At 68.4% G+C, this 17433-nt stretch carries 16 protein-coding genes; 2 read left to right on the top strand and 14 right to left on the bottom strand.

The annotated features are described in order from the left end of the window. Window positions 1–12: 12 nt before the first annotated feature. The 14 genes from araH to mpl form a co-directional block, all read right to left on the bottom strand. Window positions 13–1029: an L-arabinose ABC transporter permease AraH gene (gene araH, locus DFS13_RS05075; RefSeq protein WP_006491027.1), complete on the bottom strand. Its 1017-nt coding sequence runs from the start codon at window positions 1027–1029 to the stop codon at window positions 13–15. A gap of 69 nt (window positions 1030–1098) precedes the next feature. After that, the gene (araG, locus tag DFS13_RS05070; RefSeq protein WP_111441430.1) at window positions 1099–2610 is read right to left on the bottom strand and encodes an L-arabinose ABC transporter ATP-binding protein AraG; all 1512 of its coding nucleotides are present in this window, start codon (window positions 2608–2610) and stop codon (window positions 1099–1101) included. Between the two features lie 67 nt (window positions 2611–2677). Further along, the gene (locus DFS13_RS05065; RefSeq protein WP_006491025.1) at window positions 2678–3673 is read right to left on the bottom strand and encodes an arabinose ABC transporter substrate-binding protein; all 996 of its coding nucleotides are present in this window, start codon (window positions 3671–3673) and stop codon (window positions 2678–2680) included. A gap of 111 nt (window positions 3674–3784) precedes the next feature. After that, the gene (locus tag DFS13_RS05060; RefSeq protein ID WP_034201040.1) at window positions 3785–4564 is read right to left on the bottom strand and encodes an SDR family oxidoreductase; all 780 of its coding nucleotides are present in this window, start codon (window positions 4562–4564) and stop codon (window positions 3785–3787) included. Beyond that, window positions 4564–5241 carry a 2-dehydro-3-deoxy-6-phosphogalactonate aldolase gene (locus DFS13_RS05055; protein ID WP_034201041.1) on the bottom strand — a complete coding sequence of 226 codons (678 nt, stop codon included), beginning with the start codon at window positions 5239–5241 and terminating at the stop codon, window positions 4564–4566. Before DFS13_RS05055 ends, DFS13_RS05060 begins: the two co-directional genes overlap by 1 nt. Window positions 5242–5263: 22 nt before the next feature. Next, entirely contained in the window at window positions 5264–6289 is a 1026-nt protein-coding gene (locus DFS13_RS05050; protein ID WP_006496741.1) for a 2-dehydro-3-deoxygalactonokinase, read from the bottom strand. Next, entirely contained in the window at window positions 6286–7185 is a 900-nt protein-coding gene (locus DFS13_RS05045) for an IclR family transcriptional regulator (protein WP_012492967.1), read from the bottom strand. The genes DFS13_RS05050 and DFS13_RS05045 overlap by 4 nt, the downstream gene beginning before the upstream one ends. 350 nt (window positions 7186–7535) lie before the next feature. Continuing rightward, window positions 7536–7937 carry an EF-hand domain-containing protein gene (locus DFS13_RS05035; RefSeq protein ID WP_006496742.1) on the bottom strand — a complete coding sequence of 134 codons (402 nt, stop codon included), beginning with the start codon at window positions 7935–7937 and terminating at the stop codon, window positions 7536–7538. Window positions 7938–8022: 85 nt separating this feature from the next. Continuing rightward, window positions 8023–9633, bottom strand: a complete 1611-nt coding sequence (locus DFS13_RS05030) for a S10 family peptidase (RefSeq protein WP_166677905.1) — start codon at window positions 9631–9633, stop codon at window positions 8023–8025. Window positions 9634–10059: 426 nt separating this feature from the next. Beyond that, window positions 10060–10797: a monofunctional biosynthetic peptidoglycan transglycosylase gene (gene mtgA, locus DFS13_RS05025; protein WP_006484660.1), complete on the bottom strand. Its 738-nt coding sequence runs from the start codon at window positions 10795–10797 to the stop codon at window positions 10060–10062. Window positions 10798–10811: 14 nt separating this feature from the next. Continuing rightward, window positions 10812–11678, bottom strand: coding sequence for a shikimate dehydrogenase (gene aroE, locus DFS13_RS05020; protein WP_059721668.1), 867 nt, complete (start codon window positions 11676–11678; stop codon window positions 10812–10814). Beyond that, the gene (locus DFS13_RS05015) at window positions 11675–13759 is read right to left on the bottom strand and encodes an RNB domain-containing ribonuclease (protein ID WP_006496746.1); all 2085 of its coding nucleotides are present in this window, start codon (window positions 13757–13759) and stop codon (window positions 11675–11677) included. The genes aroE and DFS13_RS05015 overlap by 4 nt, the downstream gene beginning before the upstream one ends. 79 nt (window positions 13760–13838) lie before the next feature. After that, window positions 13839–14408, bottom strand: a complete 570-nt coding sequence (locus tag DFS13_RS05010) for a YqiA/YcfP family alpha/beta fold hydrolase (protein WP_006489407.1) — start codon at window positions 14406–14408, stop codon at window positions 13839–13841. Then, window positions 14405–15790, bottom strand: a complete 1386-nt coding sequence (mpl, locus tag DFS13_RS05005) for a UDP-N-acetylmuramate:L-alanyl-gamma-D-glutamyl-meso-diaminopimelate ligase (RefSeq protein WP_006489410.1) — start codon at window positions 15788–15790, stop codon at window positions 14405–14407. The genes DFS13_RS05010 and mpl overlap by 4 nt, the downstream gene beginning before the upstream one ends. A gap of 246 nt (window positions 15791–16036) precedes the next feature. Here mpl and DFS13_RS05000 point away from each other — a divergent pair, with 246 nt between their 5' ends. Beyond that, window positions 16037–16681, top strand: a complete 645-nt coding sequence (locus DFS13_RS05000; protein WP_034201043.1) for a hypothetical protein — start codon at window positions 16037–16039, stop codon at window positions 16679–16681. A 7-nt stretch (window positions 16682–16688) separates the two neighbouring features. Further along, entirely contained in the window at window positions 16689–17240 is a 552-nt protein-coding gene (locus DFS13_RS04995; RefSeq protein ID WP_077019911.1) for a TlpA disulfide reductase family protein, read from the top strand. Window positions 17241–17433: the final 193 nt, after the last annotated feature.

The raw sequence follows: 17433 nt of genomic DNA, 5'->3' as shown, positions 1-17433 counted from the left end.
GAAACAGGTCGGTCAGTCGCGTACGCCGCGGTTCTTCAGCTGGTCGAGCAGCACGGCCGCGAGCAGGATCGCGCCACGCACGAGGTACTGGTAGAACGCGTCGATGTTCAGCAGGTTCATCACGTTCTCGACGGTGCCCATGATCAGCACGCCGATCACGACGCCCGAGATCGTCGCGCGGCCGCCCATCAGCGACACGCCGCCGAGCACGCACGCGGAGATCACGTTCAGCTCGAAGCCCTGCGCGGCGTTCGGCTGGCCCGACGTGATGCGCGACGCGAGAATCACGCCCGCGAGGGCTGTGACCGCGCCCTGGATCAGGAAGATGTACACGCGCGTGCGTTCGACGTTGATCCCCGCGAGCCGCGACGCTTCCGGATTGCCGCCGATCGCGAGCGTGTTGCGGCCGTACACGGTCTGGTTCAGCAGCACGCCGAAGCCGATGAAGCACAGCAGCGTGACCCAGATCGGCAGCGACACGCCGAACATCGACATCCCGCCGAGCGCGATGAAGGTATCCGACGACACGCCGACCGCCTGCCCCTTCGACACGATGAAGCCGAGCCCGCGCACGATCTCCATCGTCGCGAGCGTCGTGATCAGCGCGTTGATGCGCAGGTACGCGATCACCGCGCCGTTCACGAAGCCGATCGCGGCGCCGGCCGCGACCGCCGCGACGATCGCGACGAACGTGTTGTCGGTCGCGTTCAGCACCATCGCGCACAGCACGCCCGAGAACGCGACGGTCGAGCCGATCGACAGGTCGAAGTCGCGCGACGCGAGACAGAACATCATCGTGCACGCGACCATGCCGATCTGCGAGATCGACAGCGCGAGGCCGAGCATGTTGTCGATCGAGAAGAAGTGATCGACGGTCAGCGACATCGTGATGAACATCACCGCGAAGATCGCGATCAGGCTGTATTCGGTCAGATGCTGCCACCACTTCTGGCGGTCGCTCTGCTGCGGAACCAGCGCGTCGGCCGACGGCTTCACGGCGGCGCTGGCCAGGTTTTCGTTGACTTGCATGATGTGTCTCCTGCTCCTGCATCGCGCGGCCCGCGCCGCGCGTGTTCGATTCGAATGTCGTATGCCGCGTCAGGCCGCCTCGGCCGCGCTGGTCTGCGGCAGCGCGAGGTTCAGCACCGCGTGCTCGTTCGCCTGCGCGCGCGGCAGCTCGCCGGCGATCCGGCCTTCGCGCATCACGACGATGCGGTCGGACACGCCGAGCACTTCCGGCAGTTCCGACGACACCATCACGATCGCGCAGCCGCGCTCCGCGAGCCGGTAGATCACGTCGTAGATCTCGTGCTTCGCGCCGACGTCGATGCCGCGCGTCGGCTCGTCGAGGATCACGACCTTCAGGTCGGGCTCCGCGAGCCAGCGCGACAGGATCGCCTTCTGCTGGTTGCCGCCCGACAGGAAGCGGATCTTCTGGCGCCGGTTCGGCGTCTTGATCTTCAGCCGCTGGATGAAGCGGTCGGCCGTTTCGCTCTCGGCCTTGCCGTTGATGAACAGACCCGCGCGCAGCGAATGGCGGCGGCAGCTGATGTTGATGTTCTCCGCGACCGACGCGATCGCGATGATCCCTTCTTCCTTGCGGTCCTCGGGGCACAGCACGATGCCGTGGCGGATCGCGTCGCCCGTGCGCTTCACGTCGATGCGCGCGCCGTCGAGCGTCAGCACGCCCGCGCGCCGGCGGTCCGCGCCGTACACGAGCCGCATCAGCTCGCTGCGACCCGCGCCGACGAGCCCGAAGAAGCCGACGATCTCGCCCGCGCGCACCGAGAAGCTCGCCGGTTCGCGCAATGCCGGCCCGTCGATGCCTTCGGCGGAAAACCGCACGTCGCCGAGCGCGCGCGGCGCGTAATGGTAGATGTCCGCGATCTCGCGCCCGACCATCTCGGCGACGAGCCGCTCGCGCGGCACTTCGGCCAGCGCTTCGTGCGACGCGATCTTGCGGCCGTCGCGAAAGATCGTGCACGCATCGCACAGCCGGTAGATCTCGTCCATCCGGTGCGAGATGTAGATCAGCGCGCGGCCCTGCGCACGCAGGTCGTCGACCAGCTTGAACAGCACTTCCGTCTCGCGATGCGACAGCGAGCTCGTCGGTTCGTCGAGCGCGATCACGCGCGCGTTGCGCATCAGCGCCTTGCAGATCTCGACCATCTGCCGCTGCGCGATCGACAGCCGCCCGAGCCGCGCATCGGGATCGAGATCGACGCCCATCTCGGCGAGCCGCTCGCGCACGTAACGCTTCGCCTCGCGTTTCCTCACCCAGCCGAACGCGTTCGGCAGGCGGCCGAGCAGCAGGTTTTCCGCGACCGTTAGGTCGGGCACGTACTGCAATTCCTGGTGAATCACCGCGATGCCGGCCGCGATCGACGCGGCCGCATTCGCGAACTGCACGGGCTGGCCGTCGACCAGCACGCTGCCCGCATCGGGCTGATATTCGCCGCCGAGAATCTTCAGCAGCGTCGACTTGCCCGCGCCGTTCTCGCCCATCAGGCCATGCACCTCGCCCGCATGCACGTCGAACGAAATGCCATCGAGTGCGCGCACGCCAGGAAACACCTTGCCGATATTGTCAAAACGCAGTGCCGCTGACACGTCGTCTCTCCACTTCAGAATCGATCGACCGCCGGCCGCCGCATCGCCGCGGCAGCCGGCGGGCCGCTTACTTCGACGCGAGCCCCATCTCCTCGCGCACCTTCGCCACGTTGTCGCGCGTCGCGAGCATGCCCGTCGTCAGCGTCAGCGGCGGCGGTGCCTTGCCCTGCGTGATCCACGCGTACATCAGGTCCGAGGTTTCCTCGCCGTGGCGCTTCGGGCTGATGATCACGGTGCCGTAGAAGCCGGTCGGCTGCGGCTTCTTGAACTCGTTCAATGCCGAATCGGAACCGCCGATGCCGATGCCGATCATGTTGTCGGCCTTGAAGCCGCGCCCTTCGGCCGCGCGCACCGCGCCGAGCACGGCCTCGTCGTTCAGGCCGTACGCGACCCAGTGCTTGAACTGCGGGTTCTTGGTGAGTGCGATGTTCGCCGCGTTGAACGCGTTCTCGGTGTCGGTCTTCGCCTGCGGTGCCGCGATCACGTTCGCCTTCGGGAAGCCGGCGGCGACCAGCGCGTCGGTCGCGCCGCTCGTGCGGTCGTGCGCGGTCGGCAACTGCTCGTAGGTGATGTCGATCGCGCCGACGTCCTTCATGTCCCAGCCGCGCTTCTTGATCTCGGCCGCGATGCCGTCGCCGACCTGCTTGCCGATGTTGTACGCGGAAATCCCCATGTGCGGCACCGACTCGATCGGCTTGCCCGCGCCGTCGACGAGGCGGTCGTCGACCGTCATCATCTTCAGGTTGTGCGACTTCGCCTTCGCGACGATGCCCGGCCCGAGCTTCACGTCGGGCGTGCAGATGATGAAGCCCTGCGCCTTCTGCGCGGACAGGTTGTCGATCGCGCTCATCACCTTCTCGCCGGACGGCGCGCCGATCTTCACGAGCGTGAAGCCCTTCTGCTTCGCGGCGATCTCGGCGAATTTCCATTCGTCCTGGAACCACGGCTCCTCAGGCTGCTTCACCAGGAAGCCGATCTTGACCGGGTCGGCCGCGTGCGCGACCGGGCTGCCCATCACCACCGCGGCCGCAGCGGCCAGCGTTACGAACGTTCTGCGTTTCATCTCCAGTGTCTCCTTGTTTTCATCGAACAGGATGCAGCCGCTTGTTGGTTTCGACGCAGCGTGCGCGCGGCCGTCGCACGTGCGGTCTTTCGAATCGTTACGTCAGTTGCGTCAGTCGTGATACAGCGCCGCGCGCCCGCCGTCGACGGTGATGCACGCGGCGTTGATGAACGGCGCCTCGTCGGACGCCAGGAACACGGCCGTCATCGCGACCTCCTCCGGGCGGCCGATCCGCTTCATCGGCTGCAGCGCGAGCGTCTCCGCGCGCGCGGCGGCCGGATCGGGCTGCGCGTCCCACCAGTCGCGCGTCAGTTGCGTCTCGATGTAGCCCGGCGCGATCGCGTTCACGCGCACGTTGCGCGCCGCGTATTCGATGCCGAGCGCACGCGTCAGGCCGAGCACGCCGTGTTTCGCGACCGGATACGGGAAGCAGCCCGGGATGATCCTGAACGCATGCGTCGATGCGATGTTCACGATGCTGCCGCGACCGCGCTCGACCATGCCCTCCAGCGCCGCGCGGCAGCCGTGCCACACGCCGTCGAGATCGACCGCGAAGCAGCGCCGCCAGTCGTCGTCGGTCATCGTCAACGGATCGGCGAACACGTTGATGCCCGCGTTGTTCACGAGCACGTCGAGCGGGCCGAATGCCGCTTCGGCCTGCGCGAGCGCCTCGCGCACCGCCTGCTGCCGCGCGACGTCCGCCTGCAGCGGCAGCACGCGCGCGCCGTCGCATGCGTGCGCGATCGCGGTGGCCGTGTGCTGCGCCTGCGGGAAGTCGAGATCGACGAGCGCGACGGCCGCGCCTTCGCGCACGAACGCGCGCGCGATCGCGGCGCCGATGCCGCGGCCCGCGCCCGTCACCATCGCGACCTTGCCCGCGAGGCGGCCCATCATGCGGCTCCGCCGCGCGCCGCGCGCAAGCCGACCTGGAACGCGCGCGCGTTCGCCGCGGTCGCGTCGGCCGACTGGCCCGGGCGATACAGCGCCGAGCCAAGCCCGAAGCCGTTCGCGCCGGCGTCGAGGAACGGCCGCATGTTGTCCGGCGCGATCCCGCCGACCGGAATCAGCGGCACCGCGCGGTCGATCACCGCGCGCCAGGCCTTCACGACGCTCACGCCGAGCTGTTCGGCCGGGAACATCTTCAGCACGTCGGCGCCGTTCGTCAGCGCCGCGAACGCTTCGGTCGGCGTCGCGACGCCCGGCGCGCTCGCCAGCCCGCGCTCGCGCGCGCGGCGGATCACGGCTGCGTCGCTGTGCGGCATCACGATCAGCGCGCCGCCCGCATCCTGCACGCGGTCCACGTACTCGGCGCGCAGCACGGTGCCCGCGCCAACGATCATGTCGTCGGGCAACGCGCGGCGCAGCTCCGCGATGCTGTCGAACGGCTCCGGCGAGTTCAGCGGCACCTCGACGATCCGGAAGCCGGCTTCGTAGAGCGCGCGGCCGTGGTCGGCCGCTTCGGCGGGCGTGATGCCGCGCATGATCGCGATCAGCGGACACGCATCGAACGCGCGCATCAGCGCGGCGTGGGGCGTGTATGGCGCGGGCAGTGTCAGGTCGGACGACATCGAAAGTTCCTCTGCAAGCAGTTCATTGATCCGCGCAGACGGGCTCGCCGTCCGCGCGCACGAGCCCGGCACGCGACGCGATCCGCCACAGGCCCAGCTCGGTCGCATGCGCGGCCACGCGCGCATGCGCATGGCCGAATACCTGGAGCGCATCGACGTAACGCGAACACAAGCCGTCGTCGCCGATCAGCAGCAGCGGCTGATCGGCGAGCGCGATGCCGCGCTCCGCGAGCATCGCGTCGAGCGCATTGAGCTCATGACCGATCAGCAGGCCCGACAGGTAGTCGCCCTGCGCATCGGGCGCGAGCCGGTCGGTCAGCCCCAGCGTGCGCGTGCTGAAAATCGTCGCGAGCAGCCCCGTGTGCTGCGCGCCGCGTGCGACCGATACGCCGCGCACGAACGCGTCGCGGTCGGGCGACGCACCCGGGCGCATCGTGCGGCCGAGGATCGTGTGATCGCGCAGCACCGCGAACAGCTCGCCGGTCATGAAGGTCTGGAAGCGTTCGATCAGCCCGTCCTTCACCCACGCCCATTTCGCATGCGTGCCCGGCAAGCCGATCAGTACCCCTGAACGATCGGCGCCAAGCGTGGGATCGCTCGCGAGCGCGCCGACGATCTGCGTTTCTTCGCCGCGCATCACGTCGGGCAATTCGCCCGTCGCGATCACGCCCGGCACGATCGAGACCGTCGCGCCGCGCGACGTCGTCACGGTGATGAGCCCCGCGACGAGCGCGTCGGCGCCGGCCGGCACCGCGACGTACGGCGCTTCGCGCCAGCCCTGCGCGCTGCCGACCATCCCGGCGGCGAGCACCGGCAGGCCGGGCGTACGGTCGAGCCAGTCGCCGCACGCTTCCTCGAACACCGCGTCGAACGCGCGCGCGCCGCCGCCCGGCACGTGCATCACGCCGGCCGCCCGGCTGCGCGTGTCGATCGGCACGCCGTGCGCGTCGTACAGATACGCGCGCAGCGACGTGGTGCCCCAGTCGAGCGCGATCAGCGACGGGGAAGCGGAACTGGCATCCGGAGCGGGCCGGGTCGAAGTCGTCATCGTTTGATCCTGCGGGTACCCTGCGGCGGGCTCCAGCCCAGTTCCGCGGAAATGGCTCGCGCTTCGCGCTGCACGAGCGGAATCAGTTCGTCCATGCGGTCGTGCGGCATGTACGGAATCGTGCTCGCGACCGACACCGCCGCGACGATCGCGCCCGACGCGTCGCGGATCGGCGCGGCCACGCAGCGGATCGACGCCTCGTTTTCCTCGAGATCGAACGTATAGCCGCCGGCCGCGTAATGGGCCATGCGCTGCAGGAACGCGCTCGTCTCGGGCCGGTTGTCGGGCTTGAAGTTGACGCCGGCCAGCGCGCGCCGCGCGGCCTCGAACAGCGAGCGCCACAGGTCCGGATCGAGGTCGAGCATCATCGCCTTGCCGATACCCGTCGACGCGAGCGGCATCCGGTGGCCGACGCGCGAGCGCATCTCGAGGCCGCGCGTGCCGGGAATCTTGTCGATGTACAACACGTCGTCGCCGTCGCGCACGCCGAGATGGATCGTGTCGAGCGTCGCTTCCGCGAGCGCCTCGAGATGCGGCCGCGCCACCGCGGTGAGCGGCATCTGCTCGAGCGCGATCGTACCGAGCTCGATCAGCTTCGGGCCGAGCAGGTAGCCGCCCTGCACCTGGCGCAGATAGCGCGCCTGCACGAGGCTGCTGACGAGCCGGTGCGTCGTGCTGCGCGTCGTGCCGAGCGCGGCGCCGATCGCGCGCATGTCGCGCGCGCCGTTGGCGATCGCCTCGAGGATCGCGAGGCCGCGCAGCAGCGTCTGCGTGCCGGCCTGCTGCGCGGCGAGGTCGAGCGGCGTGCTGGTCGCGCCGATGCTGTCGGTCAGCGACGCATCGTCCGGCATCGCGCGCCGGGCGTCGAGGGCAAGGGAGTCTGGCATCTTGGTCATGGGGCGGGGCTTCTTCAACGGAATCGGTGAAGCCGCCCGCGCGGCGCCGGAACTGCGTCCGATGCGGCGGCGTGGCGGCGGTCGATGCACCGAGTAAAGCGCCCGGCGAACTTCATGGAAGGTGTCTCCGTGTGCGACGGGCGCCGCGCGATGCGTGGGTCCGAAGCTGTCGATGTGCTTCGGATTGTAGGAGCGCACGCATTCGTCTCCAATATTTGAATGCGTTGCCCAGATAATGAGAATTCCGACTAAATCCACGGTGAGCCCGGTATCCCGGCCGCGCCATGCGCACGGGGGCGGAACCCGCCGTTCCGCAGGTTCCGCCCCCGTTTGTTCTCCGCGTGCCGCGCTTACTGCTGGCTCGTGCTGCTGCGCGCTTGCATGTAGCGCTGTACGTCCGCGAACGACACGCGGCCGCTACCGGCGGCATCCATCTGCCGGAAATGGTTCGCGACATAGCCGAGGCCGGCCGCGCGCGCCTGCGCCTCGGTGATCGACCCCGTGTTCTGCGTGTCGGCCGCGCTGAACTGCCGCGCGAGCTTGCGCACCACCTGCGCGTGCAGCGCGGCGCCGGTCGTCTGCGTGCCGGCGGTCGCATGGCGCGCGGCCGGCGGCACGTACGGGTCGCCGAGCTGCGCCTGGCGCGCGCGCGCCGGTGCGGCGGCGTCGCTCGCCTGCGCGAACGCGGAGAGGGATGTTGCGGCGCCGGCGCATGCGAGCGCCGCGGCAACGACGATGAAACGATTCTTCATGTCAGGCTCCAGTCTGGAATGAGGTCGTCGACGGCCGGCGAGCAGCGCCCACCCGGGGCGCCTGTCGCCGGCCTCACGCATCGCATCAGTGCGCGGCCGCGCCGTAGAAGGTCACGAGATCGGCTTTCTCCTGCGGACGCGACGTATCGTCGAGATAGACCATGTGCCCGCCCTGATAGTCCTTGATCGTCAGGTTCGGTTGCGTGCCGAGCCGCGCGAGGTCGAGCTCGGTCTGGTAGAACGGCGTCGCGATGTCGTGATACCCGTTCAGCGACAGCACCTTCAACTGCGGATTCAGCGTCAGCGCCGCGGCCAGATCGGGAATCGTGTCGGGCATCGCGAGGCCGTCGTGCGTCCAGTCCCACGTGTTGATCGCATTGCTGCTCACCGAGTAGGCCGACTGCGCGGTGTACTTCAGCTCGTTCGGCAGGTAGCTGCCGATCGTGTCGGTGAACGGCTTCGTGATGAACAAGCTGGACGGATCGCCGTCGGCCGCGAGCGGGCTCGACACGGGCACGTTCACGCGTGCGTCGTAGCGGCCGATCAGCGTGCCCGGAATCAGCGACAGCTGGAAGCTGTTGTCGAAGAAGGTCGGGACCACGTTGAAGTCGGCACTCCACAACGCCTGCTTCACGCCGGTCGAATTCGCCATCGTCGTGACGAGATTCGGCGGCGGCGGCGTGTGGCTCGCGAGGTACGCGTTCACGGCCGGCGCGTAGCTGCCGGCCGTCAGCAGGCGCATCTGGTCCGCATACTGCGGCAGGTTCGACGGGTTCGGATTGTCGAGCTGGTAGTACGCGCCGACCGTGCCGTACGACGGCACGAAGCCCGCGCAGCTCACCGGGCTCGCGCCCCTGTTCGAGTTGCCGACATAGTCGCTCGCCATGTCGCAGTTCGTGTTGTAGTTCAGGATCGACGACTGCAGCACGATGCCGTCGAGCTTCACGCCGGCCGTCTCGAGCTGGTTCGCGAGCACGTCGGTGCGCGGCGTGCCGTACGACTCGCCGAACAGGTACTTCGGCGAAGCGCTGCGCTGGTTCACGCTCAGGTAGCGCGTCACGAAATCGCGGAACGCGCCGGCGTCCTGGTCGACACCCCAGAACGTCTGGTTCGTGTTCGGTGCGACCGCTTCCGAGAAGCCGGTGCCGATCGCATCGACGAACACGAGGTCGGTCGTGTCGAGCAGGGTTTCCTGGTTGTCGACGAACGGGAACGTCGACGTGTTCGCGTTCGGGTCGCCGGTCTGGATCCGGCGCGGGCCGAACGAGCCAAGATGCAGCCACACCGACGCCGAGCCGGGGCCGCCGTTGTACAGGAACGTGACGGGCCGCTTCGCCGCGGGCTGGTTGTCGGCCGTGTAGGCGACGTAGAAGAACGATGCTTCGGGCGCGCCCGTCTGCGGATTGCGGGCGACGAGGTGGCCGGCGGTGGCCGTGTACCGGATCGTCTTGCCGTTCAGCGTGATCTGATGGTGCGTGACGGCGGCCTTCTCGACCGCGGCGGACGCGTCGAGCGACGCGTTCGCACTCGACGAATAACTGTTCGGATCGTTGTACGCGCGGTCGACCTGACCGGCGGGATCGGCTGAATTCGCGACGCTCGCGGCAGACGACGACGTCACGTCGTCGTTGCAGGCCGTCAGAATCAGCGAAGAACACATCACCCCCAACAACAGCTTCGCTTTGCTCGCTGGCATCGTTGCGTTCCTTCTCTCGGATGTTTTTTGTGTCGAGCGGCCAGATAAGCCACCCCCCGCCTCGATTGCGGCCGATAAGCCGAGGCGCTGGCCAATATACGCGAGCCCGTCAGCTTTGAAAAATTTTGAAATATTTGGCGCGCAAGCGGTGCAGCGCACACCTTTCAGGAATGCTTCGATTCGCGAAACGTTGCATTTCACGGCGCTTTCAGCGACTTTCGCGTTTACCCGCGGCGGCTAAAAAAGCACGGATTTCGTGCGATGTCGGTCAACAAAATCGCGCACTTATCGGTATTGCTCAGTAAAGCGAAATAGACGGATTCGTCTAAAGGATGTGGCCCGAAATGGCGGCGACACGGATGCGCTGCAGCGCACCAATCGCGCGTCGACGACGGAATGGACAACGCAGCAGCGCGGGCGCGCCGCTCACTCCGATTGCGGCAGTTCGGCCGCGCCCATCCGGCGCGCGATGACCGCCGCGCGCTGCGCCTGATAGGCCGAGCCGCGATGCGCATCGAACCAGCGCGGCTTCGGCAGCATCACCGCGAGACGCGCGGACTGCCACGCGCCGAGCCGGCTCGCGGGAATCTTGTAGTAATAGCGCGCTGCCGCTTCGGCGCCGTACACGCCGCGCCCCCATTCGACCGAATTCAGGTAGATCTCGAAGATGCGCTCCTTGTCGAGCACCGTTTCGAGCATCCACGTGATGATCAGCTCCTGGCCCTTGCGGATGTAGCTCTTCTCGCGCGACAGGAACAGGTTGCGTGCGAGCTGCTGCGTGATCGTCGAGCCGCCCGCGACGATCCTGCCGCGCGCCTTGTTCTTCTCCCACGCCTGCAGGATCGCGTCGACGTCGTAGCCGTTGTTGGTCGCGAAGGTCGAATCTTCGGACGCGATCAGCGCCCGCTTCAGGTTGCGCGAGATCTGGTCGTACGGCACCCATTGGTGCCGGATCTGCGCGGGCGGCGTGTCGCGCGACAGCCACCACGCGTCGGTGCGCATGAAGGCGGTCGAGCCCGGATTCACGAACGACCACAGCGCGATCTGCGCGAGATAGAACAATTGCGTCGCGAGCCACGCGCCCGCGAACACCGATCCCGCGTAGACGGCCCAGCGAGCGAGGCTCACCGTCCGCGTGCGCTGCGTGCCGCTCACCGCCACCACGTGCCGCGCTCCGTTCAGCTCGCCGCGAGCGCCTGGCGCAGCGCGGCCAGCACCGGCGCGCCGTCCGGCCGCACGCCGCGCCAGATGAAGAACGATTCGGCCGCCTGCTCGACCAGCATCCCGAGGCCGTCGGCCGTGCGCGCACCGAGCGACGCCGCGTGCTGCATGAACACGGTCGGCTGCGCGCCGTACATCATGTCGTACGCGAGCGTGCCGGCACCGAACGCCGCGGGGTCGCATTCCGGCAGCGCGGCGTCGAGGCTGCCGGCCGTCGCATTGATCACCACGTCGTACGGCTCGGCCCGCACGACGCCGGGGCCACCGCCCGCGAGCGTGCAGCCCGCGTCGTGCGCGGCCTGCATGAACTGGCCGACGAGCGCTTCGGCCTTGCTCGCGGTGCGGTTCACGATTCCGATCGACAGCGGCGCGCGATCGAGCAGCGGCAGCACGACGCCGCGCGCGGCGCCGCCCGCGCCAAGCAGCAGGATGCGCGCGCCGGCGAGCGACACGCCGAGATTCGCCTCGATGTCGCGCACGAGGCCGACGCCGTCGGTGTTGTCGCCGTGGAGGCGGCCGTCGGCGTCGACGCGCAGCGTGTTCACCGCGCCTGCCGCCGCCGCGCGCGCCGACAGCGTGTCGGCGAGCCCATGCGCGTCCAGCTTGAACGGCACCGTCACGTTCGCGCCGCGCCCGCCTTCGGCGACGAACGCGCGCACGGCTGCCTCGAACCCGTCGATCGGCGCGAGCCGGTGCGTGTATTCGATCGGCTCGCCGGTCTGCGCGGCGAATTGCGCGTGGATGAACGGCGACTTGCTGTGCGCCACCGGGTTGCCGAACACGACATAGCGGTCGGCGCCGCTCGTCGACGCAGCTGCGCTCATGATGCGCGCCCCTCTTCGCCGTCGTTGCCGCTCGCGGCTTCGCCGCCGTCGGCCGCCGCGCCGTCTGCCTCGGCCAGCGCTTCGGCCTCGGTTTCCGCCGACGCGTCTTCCGCGTCGACCAGCGTGTCGTCGCCGCCTTCGGCGTCGTCCTCTTCGTCGGCCGCGTCGCCGCTCGTCACGGTCGGCGCGTCGAGCACGTTCAAGAGGCGCACCGACGCCTCGATCGTCAGCTCGTCGAGCGACATCACGTCGAGCAGCACGCGCGTGCCGCGCGCATGCACGCCGAGCCCCGGCACGTGCAGCAGCAGCGGGATTTCCTCGAGGCGCACGAGATCGCCCTTCACGACGCTCGCGACCACCTGCTTCTTCTGTTCCTGCGCGAGCCAGCGCAGGCACCAGAAGTACTCCATCCGGCGCTGGTAGTCGGCGTAGGCCGTATACGTATCGTCGAAGCCCTGCACGACCGCGTAGAGATCGGCGTCCTTCGGCTTGAACGGCGCGGCGAGCTTCGCGGTGACGCCGTGCTGCACGCACGCGAGCAGTTGCCACTGGTTCACGAGGTCGACGTAGCGGCGCAGCGGCGACGTGCTCCACGCGTACTGCGCGACGCCGAGGCCTTCGTGCGGCGCGGCCGTCGTCTGCATCCGCGTGCGCTTCGGGCCCGGCGCGCCGAAGCCGCGCTGCGAGCGGTAGATGCCCGGCACCGTGTGGTCGTGCAGGAACGCGCCCCAGGTCGAGTTCGCGAGGATCGCGAGCTCCGACACGATCAGGTCCAGCGGCGAGCCGCGGCGGCGCGGCGTGATCGTCACGTGCTCGCCTTCGACGTAGAAGTTGTAGTCGGTGTTGCGCTGCACCTCGCGCTTCAGGCCGTAGCCCGCGCGCGCGACCTGGCGCTTCTCGAACAGCGCCTGCGCGAGCGGCCACAGCACGGCGATGTCGTCCTTGTGCGGGTAGTCGCCGGTGCCGGCCGCGAGCGTCTCTTCGTTGACGAGCTCGTCGAGCGTGTTGTGGCGCAGGTTGCTCTTCACGAACACGAGCTCGGCGCGCGTCTCGCTTGCGACGATGTCCTGCGTGTCGCGGTTGACGATGATGTACAGCGACAGCGCCGGGCGGTAATCGCCCTCTTTCAGCGTGAACACGTCGACGACGTCGTCCGGCAGCATCGTGATCTTGTCGCCCGGCATGTAGACGGTCGACAGGCGCGCGCGCGCGATCGCGTCGACCGCGTCGCCGCGCACGATGCCGAGCGCCGGCGCCGCGATGTGCACGCCGATCCGCACGCGGCCGTCGGCCAGGTGCTCGACCGAGAACGCGTCGTCGATTTCGGTGGTCGTGATGTCGTCGATCGAGAACGCCTCGACGTCCGCGCGCGGCAGATCGTCCGGCAGCGGGCCGACCGTGACGGGCGGAAAGCCCGTGCCGTGCGGGAAGAATTCCGCGAGAAAGCGCGCTTCGTGCAGCGCACGCGGCGACTCGATGCCACCGCAGTCGAGCATCAGCCGCGCCGGCGACACGCCGCGCGCGCCGGCCGCCGCTTCCATCGCCTTGTATTCGATCGAATTCTTGTCCGGCCGCGTGAGCAGCCCGAGCACCTTGCCCGCGAACGCTTCCGGCAGCTTGCCGGCCTTCAGCTCCTCTTCATACTGCGCCTGCACCAGCGCCTGCTGGCGCTTGCGCTCGAGCGACGCGAGCGCCATCTTGAGCTGCTCTTCCGGCGCGCGCTGGTACTGGCCGCGCCCCTTGCGACGGAAGTAGACGGGCGAGCCGTGCAGCCGCAGCACCAGCGCCGCGCGCTCGACCGGGCCGTACGTCGCGCCGAAGTACTCGGCGGCCAGCGCCGTGTACGCGAACTCGTCGGCCGGCGCGCATTCCCACAGGAAGTCCAGATCGATCTGCTGCGCGGCCGTGTCGGCCTCCTGCATCAGTTCGCCCGCGGCCGGCTTGTCAAATTCGATCAGCACGTCTTTCGCGCGCACCTTCGCACGCCGCCCGCCGGGCAACTCGACCTGAAATGCGTCGCCCTGGCGCGACAGCACGCTGCCCGCCTTGAAACTGCCCGATTCCTCGAAGAAAACGTTCACTCAGTACTCTCGTTCAGACTGCCGGGCGCCGCGTCGGCGGCGCCGCATGATGATGGGGATTCGATCGGCACGCGGCCGGTTAAGACGTCTTTCCGTCGCAAAACGCGAGAACGTCGTCGACATAGTCGGCAAATTCGCTGATCCCGTGATCGCTGCCGTCGATCACGCGGGTTTTCGCGCCCGGGTAATGGGCCAGCATCTCGCGGTAATCGAGCACTTCGTCGCCGGTCGCCGCGAACAAATAGTAGCGGTCGGCGCGCGTGATCGCCGGCACGCGCAGCGCGTCGAGTTCGTGCAGATGCCGGCGCTCGACGACGATCGTGCCGCCGCCGTGCCACAGCGGCTGTTCGCCCAGATGCTGCTCGAGATCGCGCTGCGGCACGATCGCCGGATTCAGCAGCACGGCCTTCCAGCCGTGCTTTTCGGCGAGCCATGTCGCGTAATAACCGCCGAGCGAGCTGCCGATCACGGTGACGTCGCGGGCACCCGCGACCTCGGCTTCCGCGACGGCGATCGCCTCGAGCGGCGACACCGACAGCGACGGGCACCGCCACTCGCCGGTGCGGCCGAGTTCGGCCATGCGCGCGGCGAGCAGCCGCGACTTCTGCGATTCCGGCGACGACCGGAAGCCGTGCAGATACAGGATCACGTGCGGCTCCCGAGCGCATCGAGCAGCTTCTGGTGCACGCCGCCGAAGCCGCCGTTGCTCATGACGAGCACGTGGTCGCCCGGACGCGCGGCCTCGACCACCGCCTTCACCAGCAGATGCAGATCGTCGAATGCGCGCGCGCGGTCGCCGAGCGGCGCAAGCGCTTCGGCGAGATTCCAGCCGAGCGCGTCGCGCCCGGTCGGCGCGCCGTAGCCGAACACGAGATCGGCATCGGCGAGGCTCGCCGGCAATTGCGACTTCATCACGCCGAGCTTCATCGTGTTCGAGCGCGGCTCGAGCACGGCGAGGATGCGGGCATTCTGGCGGCCGATGCGCGCACGAAGGCCGGCGATCGTGGTGTCGATCGCGGTCGGATGGTGCGCGAAATCGTCATAGACGGTCACGCCGTCGACGCTGCCGCGCACTTCCATGCGGCGCTTCACGTTGCGGAACGATGCGAGCGAAACGGCCGCCTGCGCGGGCGGCACGCCGACGTGGCGCGCGGCGGCGATCGCCGCGAGCGCGTTCATCCGGTTGTGGTCGCCCTGCACCTGCCACGCGACTTCGCCGACGCGCTCGGCGTGCGAATACACCGCGAAGCGCTCGTCGACCGGCACGCCGTCCTCGGCCGGCAGCGCTTGCCAGCCGCCGTCGACGCCGAAACGCTCGACCTCGCTCCAGCAGCCGCGCGCCAGCACGCGCTCGAGCGCATCCGAGCGGCCGTTCGTGACGATCCGGCCGACCCCGGGCACGGTGCGTACCAGATGATGGAATTGCGTCTCGATCGCGGCGAGATCGGGGAAGATGTCGGCGTGATCGAATTCGAGGTTGTTCAGTACCGCGGTACGCGGCCGGTAGTGGACGAACTTCGAGCGCTTGTCGAAGAATGCCGTGTCGTACTCGTCGGCCTCGATCACGAAGAAGCTCGAATCGGTGAGCCGCGCGGACACGCCGAAGTTCAGCGGCACGCCGCCGATCAGGAAGCCCGGGTTGAGCCCGGCGTCCTCCAGCAGCCACGCGAGCATCGACGACGTGGTCGTCTTGCCGTGCGTGCCCGCGACCGCGAGCACCCATTTGCCGGCCAGCACGTGCTCGCCGAGCCACTGCGGGCCCGACACGTACGGCAGGCCGCGATCGAGGATCGCCTCCATCAGCGGGTTGCCGCGCGTGACGACGTTGCCGATCACGAACAGGTCCGGTTTCAGGTCGATCTGCTCGGCGCCGTAGCCCTCGATCAGCGTGATGCCCTGCGCCTCGAGCTGCGTGCTCATCGGCGGATAGACGCCCGCGTCGCAACCCGTCACCGTGTGGCCCGCCTCGCGTGCGAGTACGGCGAGACCGCCCATGAAGGTGCCGCAGATGCCAAGAATATGGATGTGCATAGATGAATGCTTTCGCGCCGCCGGGCGCCGTCGATTCGGAAAGGATGCGTGTGCGTCGCGCCGGACGGGCCGTGCGGCCGGCGCCCGGCCCACGACTTTGCCGCGACACAAAGGACACTATTGTAACTGACGGCCTGCGATGCCCGGCGACCCGAACGATGCCCGCGAACGGCGCCGGCGCCCTCGGGCGGCGGGCCGCCGCACCCGTGCTCGGGCGCCGCGACGATCGAGTATGATTGCCGGATCATGTCTCGCAAACCTCTTGTCGATCCGCGGCGCGTCCGCGAGGAAATCGCCCAGTCCGCCGCCCGCCTGATCGCGGAGGACGGCCTGGACTACGCCGGCGCGAAACGCAAGGCCGCGCGCCAGTTGCTGGGCGATTCGCGCGTTGCCGGCGAATGGCTGCCGGATAACGACCAGATCGAGGAAGAATTGCGCGAGTACCTCGCGCTGTTCCAGAGCGACACGCAGCCGGACGAACTGCGCCGCCTGCGCGAGATCGCGCTCGACTGGATGCGCCGGCTCGCCGAGTTCCATCCTTATGTGACGGGCGCCGTGCTGAACGGCACCGCGAACGCGCATTCGGATATCCATTTGCAGGCATTCACCGACAACCCGAAGGACGTCGCGATCTACCTGCTGAACCAGAACGTCCAGTACGACGTATCCGAGACGCGGCATTTCGCGGGCCGCGGCGACGTCGAGACGCTCAGTTTCCTGTGGCGCCCGCGGCGCGACGTGGATGCGATCGGCATCCATCTCGCGCTGTATGCGAGCGACGACCTGCGCGGCGCGGTGAAGGCCGACGCGCGCGGCCGCGTCGCCCGCGCGGACGCCGCCGCGCTGCGCGCGCTCGTCGCGGCAGGCCAGGCCCCTTCCGAACCGGAATGATTCAACGATGATGATGAAACGCATGTTGGCGCTCGCGGTGGTCGCGGCCGCCGCCGTCGCCGGCGGAGTCGCCGCCGGTCACTGGTTCCGCGGCACGGCCGACGACGGTGTCGCCGTCGCCGCGCCGACCACCCACGGCAATCCGGTCGAGCAGCTGTGGGCGTCGTCGCTCACCGGCGTCGACGGCAAGCCGGCGACGCTGACCGCCTTCAAGGGCCAGAAGGTCGTCGTCAATTTCTGGGCGTCGTGGTGCGGCCCGTGCGTCGAGGAGATGCCCGAGCTGGTCGCGCTGTCGCACCAGTACAAGCAGAAAGGCATCCGTTTCGTCGGGATCGGCGTCGATTCCGAGCAGAACGTGAAGAACTTCCTGCAGAAGGTGAAGGTCGACTATCCGGTGTTCGTCAGCGGCTACGCGGGCGCCGATCTGGCCCGTAATTTCGGGAATACCGCCGGCGCGCTGCCGTTTACCGTCGTCATCGACGAAACCGGCAAGATCCGCGAGACAAAATTAGGACAAATCCAGCCGGCCGAGCTGAAAAAGACACTCGACGCGCTGTAATCGGCCCGGACAGCGGCCCGCGCGTTGCCGGCGATTTGCAGGTCGATCGCCGCAATTTCGCGGGAATTCGCCGATACTTTGCGTTCGCACCGGTAATTCTTGCAGGTCCGACGCGTCTGGCCGTTCGGCAAAACTAGACAAATTTCTCTAAATAGCGCTAAAGTTCGCGCAATTCCGCAGAAATAGAAGCGAC

The sequence above is a fragment of the Burkholderia sp. 28_3 genome (assembly GCF_003253915.1).
Classification (GTDB): domain Bacteria; phylum Pseudomonadota; class Gammaproteobacteria; order Burkholderiales; family Burkholderiaceae; genus Burkholderia; species Burkholderia cenocepacia.
The sequence above is the reverse complement of the archived record's forward strand: the minus strand, read 5'-3'. Positions and strand labels throughout refer to the sequence as shown.